Source organism: Arthrobacter sp. P4_F10 (assembly GCF_056401435.1).
In genome coordinates this window covers 592,371-615,861 of the sequence record NZ_JBFUJJ010000001.1, presented here as the reverse complement: position 1 = coordinate 615,861, position 23,491 = coordinate 592,371, and the positions used below count along the sequence as shown (strand labels likewise).

Genomic DNA, 23,491 nt, shown 5'->3' with positions numbered 1-23,491 from the left:
GTGGTGGTGCCTTTCTGCGGTGCTGTTCTTTGGAGGGGAAAAATTGGGGCGTCGGCCGGCTAGTCGTGGCGCAGCGGTTCCTTGCTGGTTTCACGGGAGAGCACGACGGCGATCAGGGAGATGGCCGCGGCGCCGGACAGATACCAGGCCGGCGCCAGGTCATTGGCTGTCGCGGCGATCAGGAGCGTCGCCATGAACGGCGCAGTGCCGCCGAACAGCGCGTTGGAGAGGTTGAAGCTGACGGCGAAGCCGCTGTAGCGGACACGGGTGGGGAACATTTCCGCCAGGAAGCTCGGAAGCGTGCCGTCATTGAGCGTGAGCATGCCGCCCAGCAGGATCTGCACCAGGACGATCACCAGGAAGTTCCCAGTGCCCAGCAAAGCGAAGGCTGGCACGGTCAGCAGGATGAAGCTCAGGGATGCGGCGATGAGTACCTTTTTCCGGCCGTAGCGGTCCGAGAGCATTCCGGTCAGGAAGATAAACCCGATGTACGTCACCAGGGCGATGGTGGTGGCCAGGAAGGATTCGGYCGCGCCGAGACCGAGTTCCGAAGACAGGTACGTGGGCATGTAGCTCAGGATCACGTAGAACCCGACGGCGTTGAGCAGCACGGCTCCGACGGCTTTCAGCAGCAACCGCCAGTGGTTCCGGAAGAGGCTGGATACCGGGGCCTTGATGGCCTGGTCCTCCTCTGCCAGTTCGCGGAACACCGGTGTGTCTTCCAGCTTGGTGCGGATGTAGCGTCCGATCAGGCCCATCGGGGCGGCGAGCAGGAACGGCAGTCGCCACCCCCAGCTCTGCATCGCTTCGGCGCTGAGCAGGATGGTCAGCAGGCCCGCGAGCAGGGAGCCGAGCAGCAGGCCCGCGGCCGTGCTGGCCGGAACCACCGCAGCGTAGAGGCCGCGTTTGTTGGCCGGGGCGTACTCCACCAGGAAGGCGGACGCGCCGGCGTATTCACCCGAGGCGGAGAAGCCCTGGACGACGCGGACCACCAGGAGAAGGATCGGGGCCCAGATGCCGATGGCGTTATACCCCGGGATGAGGGCGATGCAGAAGGTCGCTCCGGACATGATCAGGATTGACAGGGAAAGCGCGGTCCGGCGCCCCACCCGATCACCAATGTGGCCCCAGACGAAGCCGCCGAGTGGCCGCACCAGGAACGAGATGGCGAACAGGGCGAAAGTCAGCAGAAGCGCGGTCTGGGGATTGGACTCGGGGAAGAAGACCGCGGCGATTGTTGCGGCCAAGTAGCCGTAGACGGCGTAGTCGAACCATTCGACGAAGTTCCCGATGAAACTTGCGGCGACCACCCGCCGTCGGGTCTCCCTGCTGACCACGGGATCTTGCCCGCCCGGGCCCACACGGCCGCTCAACGTGGCCTGTCCGGAGGAAGTACTGCCATGCCCGCTATTCGACTCCGGGCCGATCGACCCCGCAAGTGGGGCCGGGGAGGAAGTTTCGTTACTCATGTGTCCACCAAAGTGTTTTGGGGTTGCAATCAGTGCAACGCTGTTGCACCAGATTAGGCGTGACCTGTGACACAGTCAATGCTTTTTGTTTTTCGATTTACAAATTACTCCGAGGAAACCGCGACAGAGGAGTTCAGCGGACACCTGCCAGGCCGCAGAACGATAGTTGCAGTCAACGAGACTGAGTTGCATTCATTACGCCGTGCGCGCGTCAGCTTGTGAAAAGCTTGAGCCAGGCAGCGGCGCGGTTCCCTCCGGGGCGGCGCGGTGGCACACTTGGGGGACTATCGAGTGACTGGGGGGATCCACGTCAGGAGATCGTTATGGGCATTCTGGTACACGCGCGCACTTCGGACCGCCGGTCGGCGGTAAAGCCATGATGGCCGGGTGGGCCTATCTCATGGCGGGAATCATGACCGTCGACGCGCTCCTGCTTGGCTTGCTCCTGATGAATGTGAAGTGGCCGAAGCGCTGGAAGAAGAACGGCTGAGGCTTCGGGAACGGCCGCCCACGCAAAACGCCCGGCTGGAAGACACCAGCCGGGCGCGTGCGAGATCTACTCTTGACTACCTAAACACCAGCGGTGTCACAATCACCCTGACATCCGCCAGTCGAGTCCACGTTCATTGACCGCGTTTCCCGGTGCGCGGGCCGGCGGCACAGACTCGGTGCAGTCGCAGCTCAGACCCTGCGCTGCATCTCGCCGTCGGGAGCTACCGCGGCGTCAGCCCCGGAATCTTGCTCTGCGACAGATGACGCCCGCAGCGAACGGCCGCTGGTTTCCGGCAGCAGGAAAGCAGCCAGCAGCGCCGCAGCGGCAATGGCCGTGAGGTAGATGGCGGGGGCGAGCTTGTTCCCCGTACTGGCGATCAGGAACGTGGCGACAAAAGGTGCCGTTCCGCCGAAGATCGCGTAGCTGACGTTGTAGGTGATGGCCGAGGCTGTGTACCTGACGGCCGTCGGGAACACTTCCGACAAAAGGACTGCCGTCACCACGTTGGCCGTCACGGCACCCAGGGCCAACAGGAGCTGGCCGGCCAGCGCGTTGCCGAATCCCCCGGTGGAGGCGAGCAGGTAGGCGGGGACCGCCAGGCCGCCTAGAAGGAGGCAGGAAGCCACCATTGTGGTTCGACGACCGACCCTGTCGCAGACCCTGCCTAGGACCGGTGCCATCGCGGCGGCAAACGCCAAGGCGATGACGTTGCTCATGAGGACCTGGTCGGCCGGTAGATGCGCAACCTCCCGCAGGAACGTGGTCATGTACGTGGAGAACGTATAGAAGGACAGCGCCGTCAGGCTGATGTATCCGCCGAGGGCCAGCATGGGATTCCATTGCAGGCGCAGGGTTTGGCGAAGGGGCGCATGTACTGCGGTTGCGCTATTGAGCACTTCCAGAAACATCGGGCTCTCGTCCAGCCTCTGCCGGATGTAGAACGCGACGAGGCCAAGCGGAACCGCCACAAGGAACGGGACGCGCCATCCCCAGCTGTCCATGGCTTCCGCCGGAAGGTTGGCCGTGAGCAGATAGCACAACAGGGCTGCACCGCAGAACGAGGCGAAGGTTGCCGCCGGCATCCAGCTGCTGTAGCGAGACCGTTGATCTGCGGGGGCGTGTTCGATCACGTAGGTGACCGCGCCGGCGTACTCGCCGCCCGCGGACAGACCCTGAACGCTGCGGGCCAAGGTCAGCAACACGGCGGCCCAGATGCCGATGCTGGAATAGGACGGCAGAAGTCCGATGGTCGCGGTTGCGCCGGACATCAGAAGGACCGTCAAGGCAAGAACCTTTTTCCGGCCAATGCGGTCTCCGAGGGCACCGAAGAAGGCGCCGCCCAGGGGTCGCAGGGCAAAGGCGACGGCGAACACGGCGAACGTCTGCAGCAGGCCGGTGATGTGGTCCCCGGCCGGGAAAAACGTTCTTGCGATGACGGGGGCGAGGAATCCGTAGATCGCGAAATCAAACCATTCAACGACGGTGCCGGCAGCGGCGGCGCCGGTGACTTTGCGGAGGGTGGTTTTACTGCTGGGGGTTGCGGTGTAAAGCGTTGTCATGGTGGCTCCCATGGTTGGAAGGGCGTAGTCATTGTTTCGCGGCGAACAGTGCAGAGCGATCCGCGTCCTGGCGTTGTTGCTTTATAGCCAAATTAGTTGGGTCTTATGCGACTGAGATGTGCCGATGTGATACGGCACCGCAAAGCCGATGAGTGCCTCCCGGCAGGGACGAAAAAGGCGGCTTCTCACTGAGGTGAAGATGGCCGCCCTTTTCGGGCGTGCGGGTGGGTTAGGGGGTGGTGGTTTCGCTGAACTTGGGGAGGTTGTTGAGGTAGTCGAGGACGTTGCTGAGGGGTTCGACGTCGCCGAATTTGGAGTCGATGTCGAAGAGGTTCCAGGCGACGGTCCCGGCGACGCGGTCCCCGACGGCTTCGCGGACCACGATGGGGCGGAAGCCTTCGGCGATGGCGTCCTCGACGGTGTGGCGGACGCAGCCGGCGGCGGTGACGCCGGTGATGATCACGGTGTCGATGCGGTTGACGGTCAGGAACTGCTGAAGGTTGGTGCCGGGGAACGCGCTGGCGCGCTTTTTCGTGATGACGAGTTCGCCGGGCTCGGGGGCGATGCGGTCATCGATCTTGACGGCGTCCAGTCCCTCGGCGAGCAGCTCGACCGGGATCTTGGAGGACCAGAGGCCCATGTCGGAGGGCTTGGAGCGGTCGGTGATGTCGTACGCGGTGGTGGTGTAGATGACCGGGATGCCCTTTTCCCGGGCGGCGTCGTTCAGCGCCTGGCAGGCCGGGATGATCGTGTCCATGTTTTCGCAGGTGAAGGCGTGGCCCTCGCGGGTCCAGGCGTTGGCCATGTCGATGTGGATGATGGCCGGCCGGCTGCCGTAGCCGACGCGGCGCTTGAAGCCGAGTTCGTGGTACTGCTCGGTGCCGGCGGCAAAGGCCTTCTCGAGCAGTTCGTTCAGCTGGGTGTTGAGGTCCTGGCTCATGGGTTTCTCCTTGGATTGATTGACGGCGATCCATCACGACTAGTGAGTTGCTTTCGAATCAAATTAGTTGCTGTATGCGCAACTGAGATGTCAGCAATGTTTAATTTGCATTTCGTGCGGAGCCTGAGTCCGGGGACTGCAGGCCCGGCCGCCGATGGAAGTGACCTGGTTCACATTTTGTTGCTGCATGATCAATGTAGTTGCTCGTTCAGCAACTCCACAAGGGTTCTAGCGGATATGACGGCGGTCCGCCGTTTGAGGCAAGGCCCGCCGTCGGACCTATGATTGCTAAATTGGGCCCTCCAATGCGGGCCGCAGACAGATACGACAGACTTAGAAACGGGATGGAACATGGCAGGCAGGCCACGTCAGAGTGACGAAGCCCCTCAGGGCGCCGCGGCGTCATTGCTGAATGGGCTGGGGGTCCTCGAAGCGTTTTCGATCGAAAAACCCGTCCTCGGTGTTACGGAAATTGCCCAGCGTGTCGGCCTGCACAAGAGCACGGTCTCCCGGATTCTGGCGGGACTGGAGAAAGCCCGCTATGTGCAGCGCGATGATGAGACCGGACGTTTTCGCCTGGGCCTCGGGCTCATTGCCCTTTCGGGGCCCTTGCTGGCACAGCTTGACGTGCGCCGGGTGGCCTATCCGGAACTGGAGCGGCTCACCGAGGCCACGCTCGAGACCAGTGCGCTGGCCGTATGGAACGGATCCGAGGCCGTGGTGGTGGAGCAGATTCCCAGTCCGCACCTGGTCAAACACACGGCTGCCATCGGTACCCGGTACAGCAAGTTTGAAAGTTCTTCGGTGCGCATGTTTCTGGCCGACCTGCCAGAGCCGAAGGCAGCCAGCCTGCTCGAGCAGGGGGTGGTTACACTCAAACCAGGCAGTGACCCGGCTCCGGATTTTGCGGAACAGTTGAACGCCAACCGGGAAGCCGGCTACGCCGTCAATGACGGACTCACCACGCCCGAGGAGTTTGGCGTCTCGGCGTTGGTGCGCGATTACAAAGGCGCCGCGGTCGGCTGCATTACGGTTTCAGCACCAAAGTCCCGGGTTCCGGAATCTGTGATCGACGTGCTGGCAGCCAACGTGATGGCCGCCGCCGCCGCCGTCTCGGCCAGGCTGGGCTATCAGGCTCTGGAGCGCCCGGAGGGGGACTCCTAGAGCACCTTCCGGATGGTCTCCTCGAAGCTGGTGACGTGGTGCAGGGCGAGCTCGGCCGCCCTGTCCGCGTCGCCTTCGGCCACCGCCTTGAGCAGCTCCACGTGCTCGTTGACGTGCCCGCTGACCGAGGGGACCTTATCCAGGACCAGGCACCAGATGCGGGTGGCCAGGTTGTCGTAGCGGATCAGTGTGTCTTCCAGGTGCGGGTTGGCAGCGGCCCGGTAGATCAGACGGTGCACTGTCAGGTCGTAGCGCATCAGCTCCCGTGACTCTGCGGGGCTCGGGGYCAGTTCCGCAATGGTCTTGGCGACGTCCAACAGTTCGCGGCGCATGGCGGCGTTGGCCCGCGTTGCCGCCCGGCGCGCCGCCAGCGGTTCCAGCAGTTCCCGGATTTCCGAGACGTCGGCCAGTTCCGTGAAGTCCACGGTGGTGGCAAAGGTACCCCGGCGCGGATAGGAAACCACCAGGTGGTCCACTTCCAGCCGCTTGATCGCCTCGCGCACGGGAGTGCGCCCGAAGCCGAGCTCGGCGGCCAACTGCCCGTCGTTGATGGGTTCGCCCGGGCGGATGTCGAGCATGATCAGCCTGTCGCGCAACTGCCGGTACGCGGCCTCGGCCTGGGACAGGACTTCGTCTTCTGCGGGCGGCAAGACAGTCAGTGCATTCACAGCTCGGCTCCGTTCCTGGTTTCCAAACGGAAGCCCGGTTCCACTTGGCTTCCGGCTATTGACTCCGGTGTGATTCCAATCATAGCATTGACCTCACACTGATATATCAGTCATAACAACAGTGGTATTTCAAAGGAGCAACCGTGGTTGAGCAGTTGAACGAGCGACTTTCCGTAGTCGATCCCGAGGTCGAACAGGCCGTGGCGAGGGAACTGACGCGCCAGCAGTCCACCCTTGAGATGATTGCGTCCGAGAATTTCGCCCCTGCGGGGGTCATGGAGGCGCAGGGTTCGGTGCTCACCAACAAGTACGCCGAGGGCTACCCGGGCAAGCGCTACTACGGCGGCTGCGAGCACGTCGATGTGATCGAACAGCTCGCCATCGACCGGGTCAAGGCCTTGTTCGGCGCCGAGTACGCCAACGTGCAGCCCCATTCGGGCGCCCAGGCCAACGCCGCCGCCATGTTCGCTCTCCTGGAACCGGGCGACACCATCATGGGACTGGCCCTGGCCCACGGCGGCCACCTCACCCACGGGATGAAGATCAACTTCTCCGGCAAGCTCTACAACGTGGTCCCGTACCACGTGAGCGAGCACAACCACCTGGTGGATATGGCCGAGGTGGAGGCCCTGGCCCTCGAGCACCGGCCCAAGATGATCGTGGCCGGATGGTCCGCCTACTCCCGGCAGCTGGACTTCGCCGAGTTCCGGCGCATCGCCGACCTCGTGGGCGCCTACCTCATGGTGGACATGGCGCATTTCGCCGGCCTCGTGGCCGCAGGACTGCATCCGAACCCGGTCCCTTACGCCGATGTCGTCACGACCACCACGCACAAGACCCTCGGCGGCCCGCGCGGCGGGGTGATCCTGGGCAAGGAGGAGTACGCGCGCAAGATCAACAGCGCCGTGTTCCCCGGCCAGCAGGGCGGCCCGCTGGAACACGTGGTCGCGGCCAAGGCAGTGGCCTTCAAGATCGCCGCCTCCCCCGAGTTCAAGGCACGCCAGGAACGCACCCTCGAAGGCGCCAAGATCCTCGCGTCCCGGCTCCTGAAGGACGACGTCGCAGCAGCCGGGATCTCCGTGGTCAACGGCGGCACCGACGTGCACCTGGTCCTGGTGGACCTGCGGAACTCGGAACTGGACGGGCAGCAGGCCGAAGACCGGCTGCACCGGATCGGCATCACCGTCAACCGCAACGCCGTCCCGTTCGACCCCCGCCCGCCCATGGTCTCCTCCGGTCTGCGGATCGGCACCCCGGCCCTGGCCACCCGCGGCTTCGGTGCCGCGGAGTTCACGGAGGTGGCAGACATCATCGCCTCCGCCCTCACCGCACAGGCGCCCGGGAACGAACTCAGCGCTGACACAGCCGCCGAACTGCGCGGACGTGTCAGCGCCCTGGCCGCACAATTCCCCCTCTACCCGCACCTTGGCGCCGGCACAGCGGCAACYGGGCTTGAGGCAGAACTGATTGGAGCAGCACAATGACYACCGAGCACCTGCCGGAGCACCCGGACTTCCTCTGGCRCAACCCGGACCCCAAGMMSTCCTACGACGCGGTSATTGTKGGCGGCGGCGGACACGGGCTGGCGACGGCGTACTACCTGGCCAAGAACCACGGGATGACCAACATCGCCATCCTGGAAAAGGGCTGGCTSGCCGGCGGCAACATGGCCCGGAATACCACCATCATCCGTTCCAACTACCTCTGGGACGAGAGCGCGGCGATCTACGAGCACGCCTTGAAGCTTTGGGAGATCCTGCCGGAAGARCTCGAATACGACTTCCTGTTCAGCCAGCGCGGGGTCATGAACCTGGCCCACACCCTGGGCGACGTCCGCGAGAGCGTCCGCCGCGTCGGCGCCAACAAGCTCAACGGCGTGGACGCCGAGTGGCTGGACCCGCAGCAGGTCAAGGAACTCTGCCCCATCCTGAACATCAACGACAACATCCGCTACCCGGTSATGGGCGCCACCTACCAGCCGCGCGCCGGCATCGCCAAGCACGACCACGTCGCSTGGGCGTTCGCCCGCAAGTGCGACGAGCTGGGCGTGGACATCATCCAGAACTGCGAAGTCACCGGCTTCGTCAAGGACGGCAACCGCGTGGTGGGCGTCAARACCAACCGCGGCACCATCAACACCGAAAAAGTSGGCCTGTGCGCCGCCGGGCACAGCTCGGTCCTGGCAGAAATGGCCGGATTCCGGCTCCCCATCCAGTCCCACCCCCTCCAGGCACTGGTATCCGAGCTCCACGAGCCCGTCCACCCCACCGTGGTCATGTCCAACCACGTCCACGTCTATGTCTCCCAGGCACACAAGGGCGAACTGGTCATGGGCGCCGGCGTGGACTCGTACAACGGCTACGGCCAGCGCGGCTCCTTCCACGTGATCGAGCACCAGATGGCCGCCGCCGTCGAACTCTTCCCGATCTTCGCCAGGGCCCACGTGCTCCGGACGTGGGGCGGAATCGTGGACACCACCCTGGATGCCTCCCCGATCGTGGGCACCACCCCGGTGGAAAACATGTTCGTCAACTGTGGCTGGGGAACCGGCGGATTCAAGGGCACACCGGCGGCCGGCCTGACGTTCGCGCACACGATCGCCACCGGAACACCGCACAAACTCAACCAGCCCTTTGCGCTCGAGCGTTTCGAAACCGGCGCCCTGATCGATGAACACGGCGCCGCCGCCGTGGCCCACTAGAAAGGTACGGACATGCTCCTTATCTCCTGCCCCAACTGCGGTCCCCGCGACGAGACCGAGTTCCACTACGGCGGCCAGGCCCACGTGCCCTACCCCGAAAACCCGGCGGAACTCACCGACCGCGAATGGGCTGAGTACTTGTTCTACCGCGACAACACCAAGGGCGCCTTCGCCGAACGCTGGCTGCACAGCACGGGCTGCCGGCAATGGTTCAACATGCTCCGCGACACGCTCACGTACGACATCCAGGCCATCTACCCGATGGGCCAGCTCCGGCCCGCCACGGGACCCACAGCCCCCACTATCACCAGCCCCGTTTCCCCGGAAGGATCCTCCAAATGAGCGCTCAGCCGCAGCCCGCGCGTCTTAGCACCGGCGGACGCATCGACCGCAGCGTCACTTGGCGCTTCACCGTGGACGGCCGGGAGTACACGGGCCACCCCGGCGACACCCTCGCCTCCGCCCTGCTGGCGAACGGCCGGCTGGAGGCGGGCAACTCCCTCTACGAGGACCGGCCGCGCGGCATCATGTCCGCCGGGGTCGAGGAATCCAACGCCCTGGTCAAGATCGCCGCCCGGTTCCCGGGCCACGTGGCCGAGTCCATGCTCCCCGCCACCACCGTGTCCCTCGTGGACGGCCTCAGCGCCGAATTCCTCAACGGGCTGGGAAAACTGGACCCGGACGAGGACCGCGCCGAGTACGACAAGAAATACGTCCACACCGACGTCCTCGTGATCGGCGGCGGCCCCGCGGGCCTGGCCGCCGCGCGGCAGGCCGTCCGCGCCGGCGCCCGGGTCATCCTCATTGACGACCAGCCCGAGCTCGGCGGCTCGCTGTTGTCCGGATCCACCGATCCGGCCCTCGCGGAGAGCATCGAAGGCCAGCCCGCGCTGGACTGGGTGGCCAACGTTGAAGCCGAACTGATCTCCGCGGCCGACTGCACGGTGCTGAACCGCACCAGCGCCTTCGGCTCCTACGACTCGAACTACGTCATTGCGGCCCAGAACCGGACCGACCACCTCCTGACCCCGGCCGCGCCCGGCGTTTCCCGCCAGCGGATCTGGCACATCCGGGCCGCCCAAGTCGTCCTGGCCCCGGGCGCCCACGAACGCCCGCTGGTCCTCGAAAACAACGACCGCCCCGGCATCATGCTCGCCTCCGCGGTCCGCACCTATCTCAACCGCTACGCCGTCGCCGCGGGTTCCCGGGTGGTCATCAGCACCACGAACGACAGCGCCTACGCCCTGGCCGCCGACCTCCGCGCGGCCGGAATCGGTGTAGAGGCCGTCGTGGACGCCCGGCCGCAGCTGAGCGAAACCGCCGCGGCAGCCGCGGCCGCGGGAACGCGCGTGCTGATCGGCAGCGCCGTCGCCAACACCACCGCTGCTGTGTCCGGCGACGGCCGGCTCCTCGGCGTCACCGTCCGGAGCATCAACGACGCCGGCGAGCTCACCTCGGGCATCGAACACCTCGCCTGCGACCTGCTGGCCGTCTCCGGCGGTTGGTCACCGGTGGTGCACCTGCACTCCCAGCGCCAAGGCAGGCTGCGCTGGGACGAAGACCTCGCCGCCTTCGTCCCCCACAGCGTGGTTCCCAACCAGCAGGTGGCCGGATCCGGACGCGGCAGTTACGCCCTGGACGACTGCGTGGCCGAAGGCATCTCCGCCGGGGCCGCTGCGGTCATCGCCGCGGGCTTCGAGTCCGACGCGGAACCGTCTGCGCCGACGCCGCCGCGCGCCGCCGCCCCCACCCGCCAGCTCTGGCTGGTCCCCGGACAGGAAGGCGGCCCGGAAGACTGGCACCACCACTTCGTCGACTTCCAGCGCGACCAGACCGTGGCCGACGTGCTGCGCTCCACCGGGGCCGGCATGCGCTCCGTGGAACACGTCAAGCGCTACACCTCGATCAGCACCGCCAACGATCAGGGCAAGACGTCCGGCGTGAACGCGATCGGCGTGATCGCAGCAGCCCTCAAGCACGGCGGCGGGGAAACGGTTGGGGTAGGCGAAATCGGGACCACCGCGTACCGCGCGCCCTTCACTCCGGTGGCATTCGCTGCCCTGGCCGGACGCCAGCGCGGCGAACTCTTCGACCCTGCCCGCCTGACCTCCATCCACCCCTGGCATGTCGCCCAGGGCGCCCTGTTCGAAGACGTCGGCCAGTGGAAGCGGCCCTGGTACTACCCGCAGGGCAGCGAGGACATGGACACCGCGGTCCTGCGCGAATGCGCTGCCGTCCGGGAATCCGTGGGCTTCATGGACGCCACCACCCTGGGCAAGATCGAGATCCGGGGCAAGGACGCGGGCGAGTTCCTGAACCGCATCTACACCAACGCCTTCAAGAAGCTGGCACCGGGTTCGGCCCGCTACGGCGTTATGTGCACCCCGGACGGGATGATCTTCGACGACGGCGTCACCTTGCGCCTGGACGAGGACCGGTTCTTCATGACCACCACCACCGGCGGCGCGGCCAAGGTCCTGGACTGGCTGGAGGAATGGCTGCAGACCGAATGGCCGGAACTGGATGTGCACTGCACCTCCGTTACGGAGCAGTGGTCCACCATCGCCGTCGTCGGACCGAAATCCCGGGCCGTCCTCGCCAAAATGGCTCCGGAACTGGCAGCCGACGGCGGCCTCGACGCCGAGGCTTTCCCGTTCATGACATTCCGCGAGACCACCCTGGCTTCCGGCGTCCAGGCCCGGGTCTGCCGGATCTCGTTCTCCGGCGAACTGGCCTACGAAATCAACGTCCCGTCCTGGTACGGGCTGAGCACCTGGGAAGCCGTGGAGGCGGCCGGCGCGGAGTTCAACATCACCCCGTACGGCACCGAAACCATGCACGTGCTGCGTGCGGAGAAGGGGTACCCGATCGTCGGTCAGGACACCGACGGAACGGTCACCCCGCAGGATGCCGGCATGGAATGGGTGGTGTCCAAGGTCAAGGACTTCATCGGCAAACGCTCGTACTCCCGCAAGGACGCCGCCCGCACCGACCGCAGGCACCTGGTCAGCGTCCTCCCTGTGGACGGCACCATCCGGCTCCCCGAAGGCACCCAGCTGGTGGAGCAGGGCATCACCGTCAACCCCGCCTACGGCCCCGTGCCCATGCAGGGATTCGTCACCTCGAGCTACCACAGCGCCGCGCTGGGCAGGTCGTTTGCGCTGGCCCTGATCAAGAACGGGCGCAACCGCATCGGCGAAACCCTCGTGGCGGCCGCCGGTGACCAGCTGGTGGACGTCGTCGTCGCAGAAACCGTACTTTTTGACTCTGAAGGGGCCCGTAAAGATGGCTGACACAGCAGCACTCGAAAATTCCAAGAAGATCCAGACCCTCCGGAAGAGCCCGGCGTCGGGCCTATGGGCAGCTTTTGAAGCGGGCTCCGTTGCGGGCACGGTGGAGCTGCGCGAGGTGCCGTTCCTGACCATGGCCGGGATCCGGGTCGATCCCGACGGCGATGCCGGGGAGCGGCTGGGCAAACGCACGGGAGGCCTTCCCGCCGCTTCCGGGGAGGTCCGCAGCAGCGGTGACACCGCGGCGCTGTGGCTGGGCCCGGCGGAATTCCTGCTGGTGGCACCGGCGGAATCCCATGAAAGCCTGGGCGGTGAGCTCCCCCGGACGCTCACCGACGCACTCGGCGACGCCGAGGGCCAGGTGGTGGACCTCTCCGCCAACCGCACCACGCTCGAACTCTCCGGGCCCCGGGCCCGGGCCGTTCTGGAGAAGGGCTGCGCCCTGGACCTGCACCCCCGCGTCTTCACGGCCGGTACGGCGCTGTCCACGGAAATCGGCGGCATCCCCGCCATCTTGTGGAAGACCGCGGAAGAGACCTACCGAATCTTTCCGCGGGCATCCTTTGCGGAGTTCCTGGGCCGCTGGCTCCTCGATGCCATGCGCGAATTTGCGTCCACCGAGGTCCCCTGATGGCACTTAGCGTCCTGGACCTGTTCTCTGTTGGCATCGGGCCGTCCTCCTCCCACACGGTCGGCCCGATGCGGGCGGCCAAGCTCTTCGCCGACGGGCTCAAGAGTGACGGGACACTGAGCTCGACTACCAGAGTCCAGGCCGAGCTGTTCGGTTCCCTGGGTGCGACCGGACGGGGACATGGTTCGGACAAGGCTGTGGTCCTGGGTCTTCAGGGACAGGACCCCGAGACCGTGGACACGGGCACGGCGGATGACCAGGTGGCGGCTGCGGCCCTGGACGCGGAGCTGCAGCTCGCCGGCCACCACCGGGTGGACTTCAACTGGGACGAAGACGTGGTCCTGCACCGCCGCAAGTCCCTCCCGGCCCACCCCAATGGCATGACCTTCCGGGCACTGGACCACTCCGGCGGCGTCCTCAGCGAACGGAGCTTCTATTCCATTGGGGGCGGCTTCGTTGTTGACGGCGATGCCCAGGGCGCTGACCATGTGGTGGCAGACGACACCCTGCTGCCCCACCCCTTCACCACGGCCAACGAGCTCCTGGAAATTTGCCGCCGCGAAAATATGTCCATCTCCGACGTCATGCTCGCCAACGAACTCGTCTGGCGCAGCGAGGCCGAACTCCGGGAAAAACTCCTGGCACTGTGGGCGGTCATGCGCCAATGCGTGGACAACGGCTGCGCTGCCGAGGGCATCCTGCCCGGCGGGCTGAACGTCAAACGCCGCGCCCCGTCCCTGTTCCGGACGCTGGCAGCATCCGCCGTCAGCGCCGAGGCGGATGCCCGGAACCCTTCGCTCGTCCACGTGCCCGCTGACCCGCTGCTCGCCATGGAATGGGTGAACTTGTTCGCCCTGGCCGTCAACGAGGAAAATGCCGCGGGGGGCCGGATCGTCACGGCCCCCACCAACGGCGCCGCCGGAATAGTCCCCGCCGTGCTGCACTATTACGTCAAGTTTGTCCCGGGCGCCGACGACGACGGCGTCGTCCGCTTCCTGCTGGCAGCGGCCGCCGTCGGGATCCTGTTCAAGATCAATGCCTCCATCTCCGGGGCAGAGGTCGGCTGCCAGGGCGAAGTCGGATCGGCCTGTTCCATGGCGGCGGCTGGACTCTGCGAAGTGCTGGGCGGGACCCCGGAACAGGTGGAAAACGCCGCCGAAGTCGGGATTGAACACAACCTCGGCCTGACCTGCGACCCCGTGGGCGGGCTGGTGCAGATCCCCTGCATCGAACGCAACGCCATCGCCAGCGTCAAAGCCATCAACGCCGCCCGTCTGTGCCTCCACGGCGACGGCAGCCACAAAGTCTCGCTGGATAAAGCCATCAAGACCATGCGCGAAACAGGAGCAGACATGAAAACCAAGTACAAGGAAACCTCCCGCGGGGGCCTCGCCGTGAACGTCGTGGAGTGCTGACCATGACCACCGACCAGACACCCGACACCGTGGAGCACGTCCTGACCCTGGACTGCCCGGAAACGCGAGGAATCGTCTACGCCGTGTCCGGCTTCCTGCTGGACCAGGGCTGCGACATCCTGGAAAGCAAACAGTTCGACTCACAGCTGGACGGCCACTTCTTCATGCGGCTCCAGTTCGCGTCGGCCGGAGACCAAACCACGCTGGATGTGCTCAGGGAGGCGTTTGTGCCGGTCGCCGAAAAATTCGGCATGCGCTGGGAGCTGCGGCGGTCCGGGACCAAACGGCGGGTCCTGATCATGGTCTCGAAATTCGAGCACTGCCTCAACGATCTGCTGTACCGGGCACGCACCGGTGAACTGCCCATCGAGATCGTCGGCGTCGTCTCCAACCACCCCGATCACCGTCGGACCGTCGAATGGCACGGCATCCCCTTCTTCCACGTGCCCGTCACCCCGGACACCAAGCCCGCGGCCGAAGAGCGGCTCCTGGAACTGATCGACCGGATGGACGTGGAACTGGTGGTCCTGGCCCGATACATGCAGGTCCTCTCCGACAACCTCACCCGGCAGCTGGACGGCCGCGCCATCAACATCCACCACTCCTTCCTGCCCAGCTTCAAGGGTGCAAAGCCCTACCACCAGGCGCACGCCCGGGGCGTGAAGACGGTTGGCGCCACCGCCCACTATGTCAACGCGGAGCTGGACGAAGGGCCCATCATCTCCCAGCAAGTGGTGGACGTGGACCACACCTTCGGCCCGGACGATCTCGTGGCCGCCGGACGCGATACGGAATGCAAGGCACTCTCAAACGCCGTCCGCTGGCACTGCGAGGGACGCGTCATCCTCCAGGGCAACAGGACAGTAGTGCTGCGTTAGCCGTAACTCCTGTGGAGGTCCGGAGTTTCCCCACCTTTGCCGCCACTTGGCCGGGACCCGCCAGCGTGTTGGGCGGGCACGCCGTCGGAACCGAAGCAAAGGTGGGGAATCCGGGAACAGCCATCGTCGGCGCCGTACGGCTAGTCTTCAACTAGCTGTACCTGTCCCAAACGCCCGGCCACACAGAAACCAGGCACCATGATCCTTACCCCCGAGGACCGCGACGCCCCTGCCGCTCCCGCCTACTTCCTGCGGGGCGCCCTCCTGAGCGATGGTGCCGTTACCCCGGACTCCGTGGTGGCGGTGACCGACGGCCGGATCGCCTACGCGGGACCCAGCGGCGGCTTTGACGCCGGGCAGTTCCCTGGGGCCGAGGAGCTCCCGGTGCCGCAGGGCAGCTCGCTGCTTCCCGGGCTTGTTGACCTCCACTGCCATGGCGCCGCGGGCGGCGGATTCCCAACCGGAGATGACCGGGCCTGCCGGGAGGCGGTGGACTTCCTGCACCGCCACGGGACCACCACCCTGCTGGCCAGCCTGGTCACGGCCCCGGGCGATGAGCTGGTGCGGTCGCTCGGCGTACTCAAGGTCCTGGCGGCCGAGGGACTGATCGCAGGCGTCCATTCCGAGGGGCCCTTCCTCTCCTCCGCCCGCTGCGGCGCGCAGAACCCCCGCTGGCTCCGGGACCCCGATCCTGAACTGCTCCGGCACCTGCTGGCGGCCGCCGGCGGAGCCCTGCAGACCATGACTTACGCCCCCGAACTGCCCGGCGCCAGTGAACTGCTCCGGATTCTCACGGACCACGGAGTCACCCCCTCGCTGGGCCATACTGATGCCGATGCCCACGTAGCGGCCGCCTCGCTGGCGGAAGCCGCTGACCTCATCGGCAGGGCAGCGGCGGGCGGGGTCTTCGGACCGCACGCCCGGCCCACCGTGACCCATCTGTTCAACGGCATGCCTCCCCTGCACCACCGCAGTCCCGGACCCGTTGCCGCGTGCCTGCGTTTGGCGGCGGCCGGCACGGTTGTGGTCGAGCTAGTCGGCGACGGCGTCCACCTCGACCCGGAGACGGTCCGGATGGTGTTTGACCTGGTCGGAGCCGAGGGCATTGCGCTGGTGACAGACTCCATGGCGGCAACCGGGCTGCCCGACGGCGAGTACGAACTCGGCAGCTCGGATGTTGTGGTGCACGACGGCGTGGCCACCTTGCGGAGTAACGGCGCCCTTGCCGGGGGCACGGCGACCCTGCTGGAGGTTGTCCGCGCCACGATCGCGGCGGGCGTGAGTCCTGCCGACGCCGTCATGGCGGCGACCCTGGTCCCGGCCCGTGTCCTGGGTCTGGAAACCGAGATCGGCGGGCTCCGGGCCGGAATGCGCGCTGACGTTATCGCCGTTGACCCGGGCTTCGAACTCGTGACCGTCCTTCGCGGCGGACGGATCCTGCCGGAATGCCGGCGCGTCGCGCAATAGCACCCTAATCCGGCGGCGCTGCGGAAGTTTCGAGCCGTCCGGCTTGTTGTTGTGATTGTGGGTAAAAAAATCTCCGGAAAGGAGCCCGCCATGATCCGCATCGCTATCGTGCTCGGGAGCACCCGGCCCGGACGCCTCGGAAAGGCCGTCGCCGACTGGGTAAGTGCCCGGGCATCAGAACGCGGCGATGCCACCTTTGACGTCCTCGACGTCGCCGACTTCCGGCTCCCGCTTCTCGACGAGCCGCTGCCGCCCTCCTTCGGCCGGTACAGCCAGCCCTACACCAAGGCCTGGTCCGAGGCTGTCGACGGTTTCGACGGCTACATCTTCGTCACCGGCGAGTACAACCACTCGATCCCCGGGGCGCTGAAAAACGCGCTGGACTACCTGTACAAGGAGTGGAACAACAAGGCTGCCGGGTTCGTCAGCTACGGAAGCAGCGGCGGCATCCGCGCCGTCGAACACCTCCGGGGTGTGGCGGCAGAACTGCAGATGGCAGACGTCCGGGCCCAGGTTGCGCTGCCATTGGCCACGGAGTTCGCGAATTACCGCACCTTCATCCCGACGGCGGCCGCCGAGGCGAGTCTGCAGACCTTGTTTGACCAGGTGATCGCCTGGGCCGGCGCGCTGAAGATCCTCCGCCCGGGCCACGCCCGAGGGAAAGAAGACGCCAGCGCCGCCTAGCGGCTGTGCTGACTATCTGCTGCGCAGGCGCGCGGCCTGGCGGGACGGCTGGTCGGGTGTCCCCAACTTGATGGCGCTGTACGCCTAGGAGACTGCTGAACTAATCGGCGGTTGTGGGGCGCGTCGGCTGGACTCGTGGGCCTGGTGGTTAAGACTGGTCTTATGCAGGGACGCGAGGACGCGCAACGCGGGTATTTGGATGTGGAGGCGCTGGCCGGAGAGTTGTTGGCTCCGGGCAGCGTCTTCGCTTTTCTGGCCAAACATCGGGGGCGCCTGTTTCCGGATTCAATGATGGAGGACCTCTTCCCGTCGCGGCGGGGCCGGCCTTCAGTCCCGGCGCCGGTCATCGGCTCGGTGCTGGTGCTGCAGGCATTGCAGGGCCTCTCTGACCGGGAAACCGCCGAGGCTTTGACCTTCGATCTGCGCTGGAAAGCCGCGTGCGGATACGGGCTGACCGATACCGCGTTCCACCCGAGCACGCTGACGTACTGGCGACGGCGTCTGGCCGGATCTGGAAACCCGCACCGGATCATGGAGGCCATCGCCGAAGTCGTCGCGGAAGCCGGAATCCTGAAGGGCAAGCGCCGCAGAGCTGTGGATTCAACAGTCCTGGACGACGCGGTCGCGAGGCAGGACACCATCACGCAACTGATCGCCGGGATCCGCCGCTTCGGCCGTGATGTCCCTGCCGGACTCGGCCTACGGTTCCGGGGAAATGCTCGCCGCTCTCGCCCGCACCGCACATATCCCGGTGATCAAACCATGGCCGCTGCGCCCAGCCGTCGAAGGCGGATTCACCCTCGATGACTTCACCGTCGATGAAGCAGCCGGCACCGCGACCTGCCCGAACGGCATCACCAGGAACATCACCGTCAAACGACGGGTCACGTTCGGCGCCGCCTGCACCGGCTGCCCCCTCCGGGACCGTTGCACCACCTCACCACGGGGACGCAAGATCGAACTCCACGAACACGACGCGTTACTGCGCGAACACCGCCAACGCGCCACGGACCTCGCATTCCAGGACAACTACCGCACGCACCGGCCCATGGTCGAGCGGTCCATCGCCTGGCTCACCCGCGGGAACCGCCGCGTTCCCCACCGCGGCATCACACGGAACAACGCCTGGCTGCAGCTACGGATCGCGGGACTAAACCTGCGACGCCTGCTCACGCTCGGATTGACCGTGAAGAAGGGATCCTGGGCGCTGGGATAACCCACCGCCCGGACCCCGGCCAGCCAATCCCACCACTGGATGACGCCCCACATCTGGGTGCAGAATGAACCCAGCGGGCGGAACGACCCCGTTGTCGCACCTAGAGTGCTGACCAGTACACGCCGCTTGACGGCCATTGGTGGCGTTCCGCCCGCCCCACAACCACGTTGTTCAGCAGTCTCCTAGGCCGGGGTCCCCGTCCTGCGCCGCCGACGACGGACGGGAGGCGCGTCCCCGCCATGTGGTGCCCCGGCATAGGGACTGGGCAGGGGCTCTTTCTGGACCTGAACGGAATCGGGCACCAGGACATGGACCGTGGCGCCGGCGGCTTCCCGTGTAGCTCCGCCCGCGACGCTCCGAAGATAGTCGAGGGCTCCCTCCTCGCTGAGTCCGTACTCCCGCACCAGCGTCCGCAACGCCAGGCCGGCCAGGGCCCGGGAGAGCTGGGCCGAGGACAGATCCGCGCTGCTCCCGGACCTCAGCGCCAACTGCTCAACCAAACGCAGTGCACGGGACAGGTGGCGGGCCAGGCGAGCCGCGGCGGTGATATCTGCGCTGGTGAAGACATGCGGCCACGGCGCGTACAAGTTCACAGCGGCCTGGAATACCGATTGTGGGACCAGCGGAACGGATATGAGGGACCGGGCTCCGAAGGCTGCGGCGGCGCTGGCGTACCCGGGCCAGCGGCGCTCCAGGGAGGTGTCGCCCACGAACACAAATTCACCGCTGCGAACCGCTGTGCGAGCCGGCCCGTCGTCGAAGGATCGCTGCGCCTCATCTGCGGCCCGCGCCGGTTCGCTGCCGGCAGTAAGGGTGAGGGCTTCCGCGGACCCGAGCAGGGTGATTGCCCAGCTGATCCCGCGGCCGGGACCACCGATGTCGTCGACAAACTCACTCACGGCTTCGCTGAGGAAGGCACCGACATCCGGGTCGTTGAAGTGCAACTCCCAGAAGGAGGCATGACGATCCTGCCGGCCGTCTCTTGCAGTTCCTTGGGTCATGTTCCACGCTCGAGATCAAAGCACGCAGCTCACTGCTGAACCGATGAAAACAGCATACGTCCGGGCGGACACCGCCGCGCCATCCATCTGTCAGAGCCGACGATCCCGCCGCCTGTCGCTTGATCCTCGGCTGTTCCGGTGGGCTGTTCCGGTGATTGCAGAGCCCCATCAGCCCCGCGGCGGCCCAGGGAAGTTTTCAACGTCCTTCCCTGGACCGCCCGCCCCGGCTTCAACACCAGTCGCGGAGGACCCGTCCGCCGTGGCACAACCATTTATACCCGCGTTCACCCGGTCCCAAAAGAGCCATTTGGCCCCTGCCGGCCGGCCATGCATTTCCACCCAATTCACCCCCGGCGGATGAGGTCCGCGCCCGCGTCCCGGCGGAGGATGAATACGGCCCCCGATGCTCGGAGCCAACACCCCAGCTGGAAGAGGATCTTCCGATGTCGAAACCCCGCGCTATTCTCTTGGGATTCATCGCACTTGGGACCACCATCGCCCTGCTCACCGGATGCAGCCCAACCAGCCCGCCGGCGGCCACTCCCAGTCCGGCCGTGACCGTCTCAAGCCCCCCGGCAAGCACGTCGCAGGTCTGCGCGGCCATCGATGCCCATGCCGCAGCTCTGGCAGAGTTCAAGTCCACGCTCAAGCCTGATGCCACGATCGAGCAGGTCCGCGCGGCCCAAGATCAAGTCACGAAGACCTATGACGATCTCGTCAAGGCGAGCGAGAACCTCGCCCAGCAGCGGGCGGATGCCGTCAAGGCCGCCGAGGCCAAGTTCAATGCCGCCGTCGCGGCGGTCCCCGACGACGCCACGTTGACCCAGGCAGCTGATTCCCTCCGCGACGAGGCCTCCAACGTCGAGGCCGCGATCCGTGACCTCAGGGCTGAGGTCAATTGCTAGCTGGCAATGCCTGTGACGAAGTTCGTGTTTCAGTCGCCGGTGCGACGACCTCACAAAGGCCGGGCTGAAGGGATTGCGCCCGGTGCAGTACCGTACGCAGTCCCTTCAGCTCCGACTCCTTGGCGAGCAGGTCAGGCGGTGGGCTGGGTCACTTGTTTTCCGGGAGGAACATTGCCTTTTCCAGCGGTGTCACGGTGAGTGATTTGAGCTGGGCAATCCCGCCTTCTGCGAAGAGGGCCATCTTGTCGGCTCCGGCGTTGGGGAACACTTGGTCGGTGATGGTCCGCAGACCGTTCTGGGCGAACACTTCCACCGATGAGCGGTCGAGGTAGATCCGCATGGTGATGTTGCCGTCCTTGTCCAGGGTGACGGGGGCGTCCTCGACGGAAGCGAATGCCGGGTGGAACGCGGTGTTGCCGGAGTTGGTGCGGTCAACGAACATCTTTCCGGTCGTGGCGTCGTAGCCGATAACGGTGGAAGTGTTTGCGTCGCCCAGTACGGTGATGCCGGATTTTTTCGCCGTGCCGGGTGCGAAGGTGATGTCCACCCGCTGGACCTGGCCCGATGCGGAAGCCGGGAGCTGGTGTGTCCCGGCGGGAATCGGTCCGCCCTTCTTATCCTGATAGGAGACTCTCCCGCCCAGTTGTTCCACTTGCTTGACAGCGCTTTGGGTGAGGCGGGGGCCGTCAGGAGTCGTGGTCAGGTTGACCTTGCGGGGAAGTGCCATGGCGCTGCGCCAGGGGCTGGTGGGGATGTCGTTGGCGTAGTCCCAGTTGTTCATCCAGCCGAGCATGACCCGCTTGCTATCGGGCATGTTGGCGAAGGACACGGAGGCGTAGTAGTCGCGTCCGTAGTCCAGCCAGTCATAGGTCTCCAGGGCCGACTGTGCCGGTTTCGAGGAGAGCATGAACTCGTCCGCGAGAATGTGGCCCCAACCGAATCGGTTATTGTCGACCACTTTGATATGTGCTTGTTGGCCAACGAATTCTTTGACATTCCATGATGCCCAGTCGAGCTTTTCACTGTCGTTTCCGGTGGCCGTGCGGACAACTTGTCCGTTGACCACGAGGTTTACCGATTCCTCGTCAGACCGGGGAACGGCCGGGCCGTCAGTCAGCATGACGTGGTCAAGGGTCAGGTGTCCCCACCCGCCGGTGGCCTGGTCAACTACACGCAACTGTGCATTCTGTCCCGCGAACTCGGAGACGTCCCAGCCTTTCCAGTTCAGGATTCCGGAATTGTCTCCTGCGAGGGAGCGGACCACCTTGCCGTTGACGAGCAACTGGGCGGCCAGGATCTGTCCGGAGTCCGCGGAGCGGTTGCCGCCGCCGACCAGCATGCTCATGAAATTCTTGGTGATGGGGAATTCCGGTGATGTCAGGGTGCCCTGTCGGTCATCGCCCGGCGTGTTGCCGGTTTCGAAGGTGTTAATCCGTTTGGCCCCGAGGTAGAAGTCCCCGCCGCTGGTGGAGGGCTGGAAGTTGGGGGTGAGGTCGCCGGTCCCGGTCCAGCCGGTGTCGGCCAGCGATGTCCCGGCGGGAACCTCGAAGCCGTCAAACTTGAGCTCTCCTGCGGGCGGGGTGTTGTCCAGTTTGTCGGAGACGCGGGGGTGCTTGCCGCCGCCCACGAGGAAGTTCAGGTAGTCGTCGGTCACGGTGAAGTTAGGTGACTGCATGGACCCGAGCGGCCAGTCGCCGTCGTTGAACGAATTGATCAGGCCACTGCCGTCAAAGCCGGTCACGGGGCTCTGGCCGGGAAGGGCTCCGTTTGCCGGAGTGCTGCCGAATGGGCCGTTCTTCCAGTTTCCTGGCTCGTTGTTGACGGTCCAGCCGTTGTAAGTTCCGTCGTTGAATCCGGCCAGGACCGTGCCGGGAGGGGGCGTGGCCACGGGTTTGGTGGTTTCGGAGGTGAAGGTGGTGCCGTCGAAGTTCCCCACGAAGTACTGGCCGGCGGAGCCGCCGGCCACGCCGCCGGGATTGATGTTGACCACCATGACCCACTTGACGTTCTTCGGGTCGCCGTCCACGGCGAGGGGAAACAGGTCGGGGCACTCCCACTGCCCGCCGGTGGCATTGGCTGGTCCGAATTCACTCAGTGGGGACCAGTCCTTGAGGTTGGCGGACTTGTAGAGGACGACCTTGTGGTCCGTGGCTTCGACCGCGGTCATGAGCCAGTAGCCTCCGCCGCCGGGCGTGTCGTACCAGGACACCTTCGGGTCACGGAAGTTGGCGGAGTTCCGGTTCAGCACAGGATTGCCGGAGTACTTGGTCCAGGTCTGGCCATCATCGAGGCTGTAAGCCAGTGACTGCGCCTGCAGGCCGCGGTGCGGCGAGGCGTCCTTGTAGGCGCTGGTGTAGATGGCCACGAGCGGAGGGTTCTCTTTCGTACCGAAACCGCTCGTGTTGTCCTTGTCGACAACGACACTGCCCGAGAAGACGTCTTCTTGGGCATCGGTGGAGATCGCCAGCGGCTGCTCCTTCCAGTGGACAAGGTCCTTCGACGTGGCGTGGCCCCAGGACATGTTCCCCCAGGTGTTACCGGAGGGGTTGTGCTGGTAGTACATGTGGTAGACGCCCTTGTAGAAGACGAGCCCGTTGGGGTCGTTCATCCAGTTTTTTGCGGGCGTGTAGTGAATGGCCGGCCGGTAAGGTTCGTCCCCGGGGCCTGTCGCGGCCGATGCCGGCAGGGAACCTGCGAGTGCCGCGGCCAGCGTCAGTCCCGCGAGTGTCAGTGCAGAAACGGCGTGCGTCCTGCGGGTGTTCGTGTTCTTCATTCGCTTGATTCGCCCTTCGTTGCGCGCGTCGTCGATAGACAACGTTGTCAGCTCGAAGGACACTAAGTGATGTCCATCAGACAAGTCAACGGTTTTGGCGGCTCAGGCATGAGGCCGGCCGCGCGCGGCTGAGCCGGGCGAAGCGATGGGCGGGCAGCAGAAAATTCCCTCCCAGCGGTAGGGCTGGAAGGGTTATTTCCGGTAGGCGGCTCCGTTCAGCCCTCTCCGTGGGTCCTG

General features: G+C 65.6%; 17 protein-coding genes and 1 pseudogene. 12 read left to right on the top strand and 6 right to left on the bottom strand.

Annotated elements, in window-relative coordinates:
• Positions 1 to 59 precede the first annotated feature (59 nt).
• The 3 genes from AC1DR1_RS02845 to AC1DR1_RS02835 all read right to left on the bottom strand — a co-directional run bounded on the left by AC1DR1_RS02845 (position 60) and on the right by AC1DR1_RS02835 (position 4,461).
• Positions 60 to 1,469 carry an MFS transporter gene (locus AC1DR1_RS02845; RefSeq protein WP_476992152.1) on the bottom strand — a complete coding sequence of 470 codons (1,410 nt, stop codon included), beginning with the start codon at positions 1,467 to 1,469 and terminating at the stop codon, positions 60 to 62.
• A gap of 681 nt (positions 1,470 to 2,150) precedes the next feature.
• On the bottom strand, positions 2,151 to 3,521 hold the full coding sequence (locus tag AC1DR1_RS02840) for an MFS transporter (protein ID WP_229994909.1): 1,371 nt from the start codon (positions 3,519 to 3,521) through the stop codon (positions 2,151 to 2,153).
• Between the two features lie 229 nt (positions 3,522 to 3,750).
• A complete protein-coding gene (locus AC1DR1_RS02835; RefSeq protein WP_364746811.1) occupies positions 3,751 to 4,461 on the bottom strand; it encodes an isochorismatase family protein in 711 nt (236 codons plus the stop codon).
• A 351-nt stretch (positions 4,462 to 4,812) separates the two neighbouring features.
• Here AC1DR1_RS02835 and AC1DR1_RS02830 point away from each other — a divergent pair, with 351 nt between their 5' ends.
• Positions 4,813 to 5,625 (top strand): IclR family transcriptional regulator, encoded by an 813-nt coding sequence (locus tag AC1DR1_RS02830; RefSeq protein WP_364746810.1) that lies wholly within the window; start codon positions 4,813 to 4,815, stop codon positions 5,623 to 5,625.
• On the opposite strand, the gene AC1DR1_RS02825 is transcribed toward AC1DR1_RS02830, so the two are convergent.
• A complete protein-coding gene (locus tag AC1DR1_RS02825) occupies positions 5,622 to 6,293 on the bottom strand; it encodes a GntR family transcriptional regulator (protein ID WP_476992151.1) in 672 nt (223 codons plus the stop codon). The two genes, AC1DR1_RS02830 and AC1DR1_RS02825, sit on opposite strands and share 4 nt — an antisense overlap.
• Positions 6,294 to 6,436: 143 nt before the next feature.
• Here AC1DR1_RS02825 and glyA point away from each other — a divergent pair, with 143 nt between their 5' ends.
• The 10 genes and pseudogenes from glyA (at position 6,437) to AC1DR1_RS02775 (ending at position 18,575) form a co-directional block, all read left to right on the top strand.
• Positions 6,437 to 7,777, top strand: a complete 1,341-nt coding sequence (gene glyA / locus AC1DR1_RS02820; protein ID WP_364746808.1) for a serine hydroxymethyltransferase — start codon at positions 6,437 to 6,439, stop codon at positions 7,775 to 7,777.
• Positions 7,774 to 8,994, top strand: a complete 1,221-nt coding sequence (locus AC1DR1_RS02815) for a sarcosine oxidase subunit beta family protein (RefSeq protein ID WP_476992150.1) — start codon at positions 7,774 to 7,776, stop codon at positions 8,992 to 8,994. The genes glyA and AC1DR1_RS02815 overlap by 4 nt, the downstream gene beginning before the upstream one ends.
• Positions 8,995 to 9,006: 12 nt before the next feature.
• Positions 9,007 to 9,336, top strand: a complete 330-nt coding sequence (locus AC1DR1_RS02810; protein ID WP_364746804.1) for a sarcosine oxidase subunit delta — start codon at positions 9,007 to 9,009, stop codon at positions 9,334 to 9,336.
• A complete protein-coding gene (locus AC1DR1_RS02805) occupies positions 9,333 to 12,287 on the top strand; it encodes an FAD-dependent oxidoreductase (RefSeq protein ID WP_476992149.1) in 2,955 nt (984 codons plus the stop codon). The genes AC1DR1_RS02810 and AC1DR1_RS02805 overlap by 4 nt, the downstream gene beginning before the upstream one ends.
• Entirely contained in the window at positions 12,280 to 12,915 is a 636-nt protein-coding gene (locus tag AC1DR1_RS02800) for a sarcosine oxidase subunit gamma (protein WP_476992148.1), read from the top strand. The genes AC1DR1_RS02805 and AC1DR1_RS02800 overlap by 8 nt, the downstream gene beginning before the upstream one ends.
• Positions 12,915 to 14,330 carry an L-serine ammonia-lyase gene (locus AC1DR1_RS02795; RefSeq protein ID WP_476992147.1) on the top strand — a complete coding sequence of 472 codons (1,416 nt, stop codon included), beginning with the start codon at positions 12,915 to 12,917 and terminating at the stop codon, positions 14,328 to 14,330. Before AC1DR1_RS02800 ends, AC1DR1_RS02795 begins: the two co-directional genes overlap by 1 nt.
• A gap of 2 nt (positions 14,331 to 14,332) precedes the next feature.
• Entirely contained in the window at positions 14,333 to 15,208 is an 876-nt protein-coding gene (purU, locus tag AC1DR1_RS02790) for a formyltetrahydrofolate deformylase (protein WP_229995459.1), read from the top strand.
• A gap of 198 nt (positions 15,209 to 15,406) precedes the next feature.
• Positions 15,407 to 16,675, top strand: coding sequence for an N-acetylglucosamine-6-phosphate deacetylase (locus AC1DR1_RS02785; RefSeq protein WP_476992146.1), 1,269 nt, complete (start codon positions 15,407 to 15,409; stop codon positions 16,673 to 16,675).
• 90 nt (positions 16,676 to 16,765) lie between these two features.
• On the top strand, positions 16,766 to 17,359 hold the full coding sequence (locus AC1DR1_RS02780) for an NADPH-dependent FMN reductase (RefSeq protein WP_229995457.1): 594 nt from the start codon (positions 16,766 to 16,768) through the stop codon (positions 17,357 to 17,359).
• Between the two features lie 162 nt (positions 17,360 to 17,521).
• Positions 17,522 to 18,575 (top strand): annotated as a pseudogene (locus tag AC1DR1_RS02775) (transposase).
• A 182-nt stretch (positions 18,576 to 18,757) separates the two neighbouring features.
• Here the strand turns inward: AC1DR1_RS02775 and AC1DR1_RS02770 are convergent.
• On the bottom strand, positions 18,758 to 19,576 hold the full coding sequence (locus AC1DR1_RS02770; protein ID WP_229995456.1) for a GAF domain-containing protein: 819 nt from the start codon (positions 19,574 to 19,576) through the stop codon (positions 18,758 to 18,760).
• Positions 19,577 to 20,019: 443 nt separating this feature from the next.
• Between AC1DR1_RS02770 and AC1DR1_RS02765 the strand changes: the two genes are divergently transcribed.
• Positions 20,020 to 20,481, top strand: coding sequence for a hypothetical protein (locus AC1DR1_RS02765; protein WP_476966008.1), 462 nt, complete (start codon positions 20,020 to 20,022; stop codon positions 20,479 to 20,481).
• A gap of 148 nt (positions 20,482 to 20,629) precedes the next feature.
• On the opposite strand, the gene AC1DR1_RS02760 is transcribed toward AC1DR1_RS02765, so the two are convergent.
• Positions 20,630 to 23,254 (bottom strand): GH32 C-terminal domain-containing protein, encoded by a 2,625-nt coding sequence (locus AC1DR1_RS02760; protein WP_476966007.1) that lies wholly within the window; start codon positions 23,252 to 23,254, stop codon positions 20,630 to 20,632.
• Positions 23,255 to 23,491 lie beyond the last annotated feature (237 nt).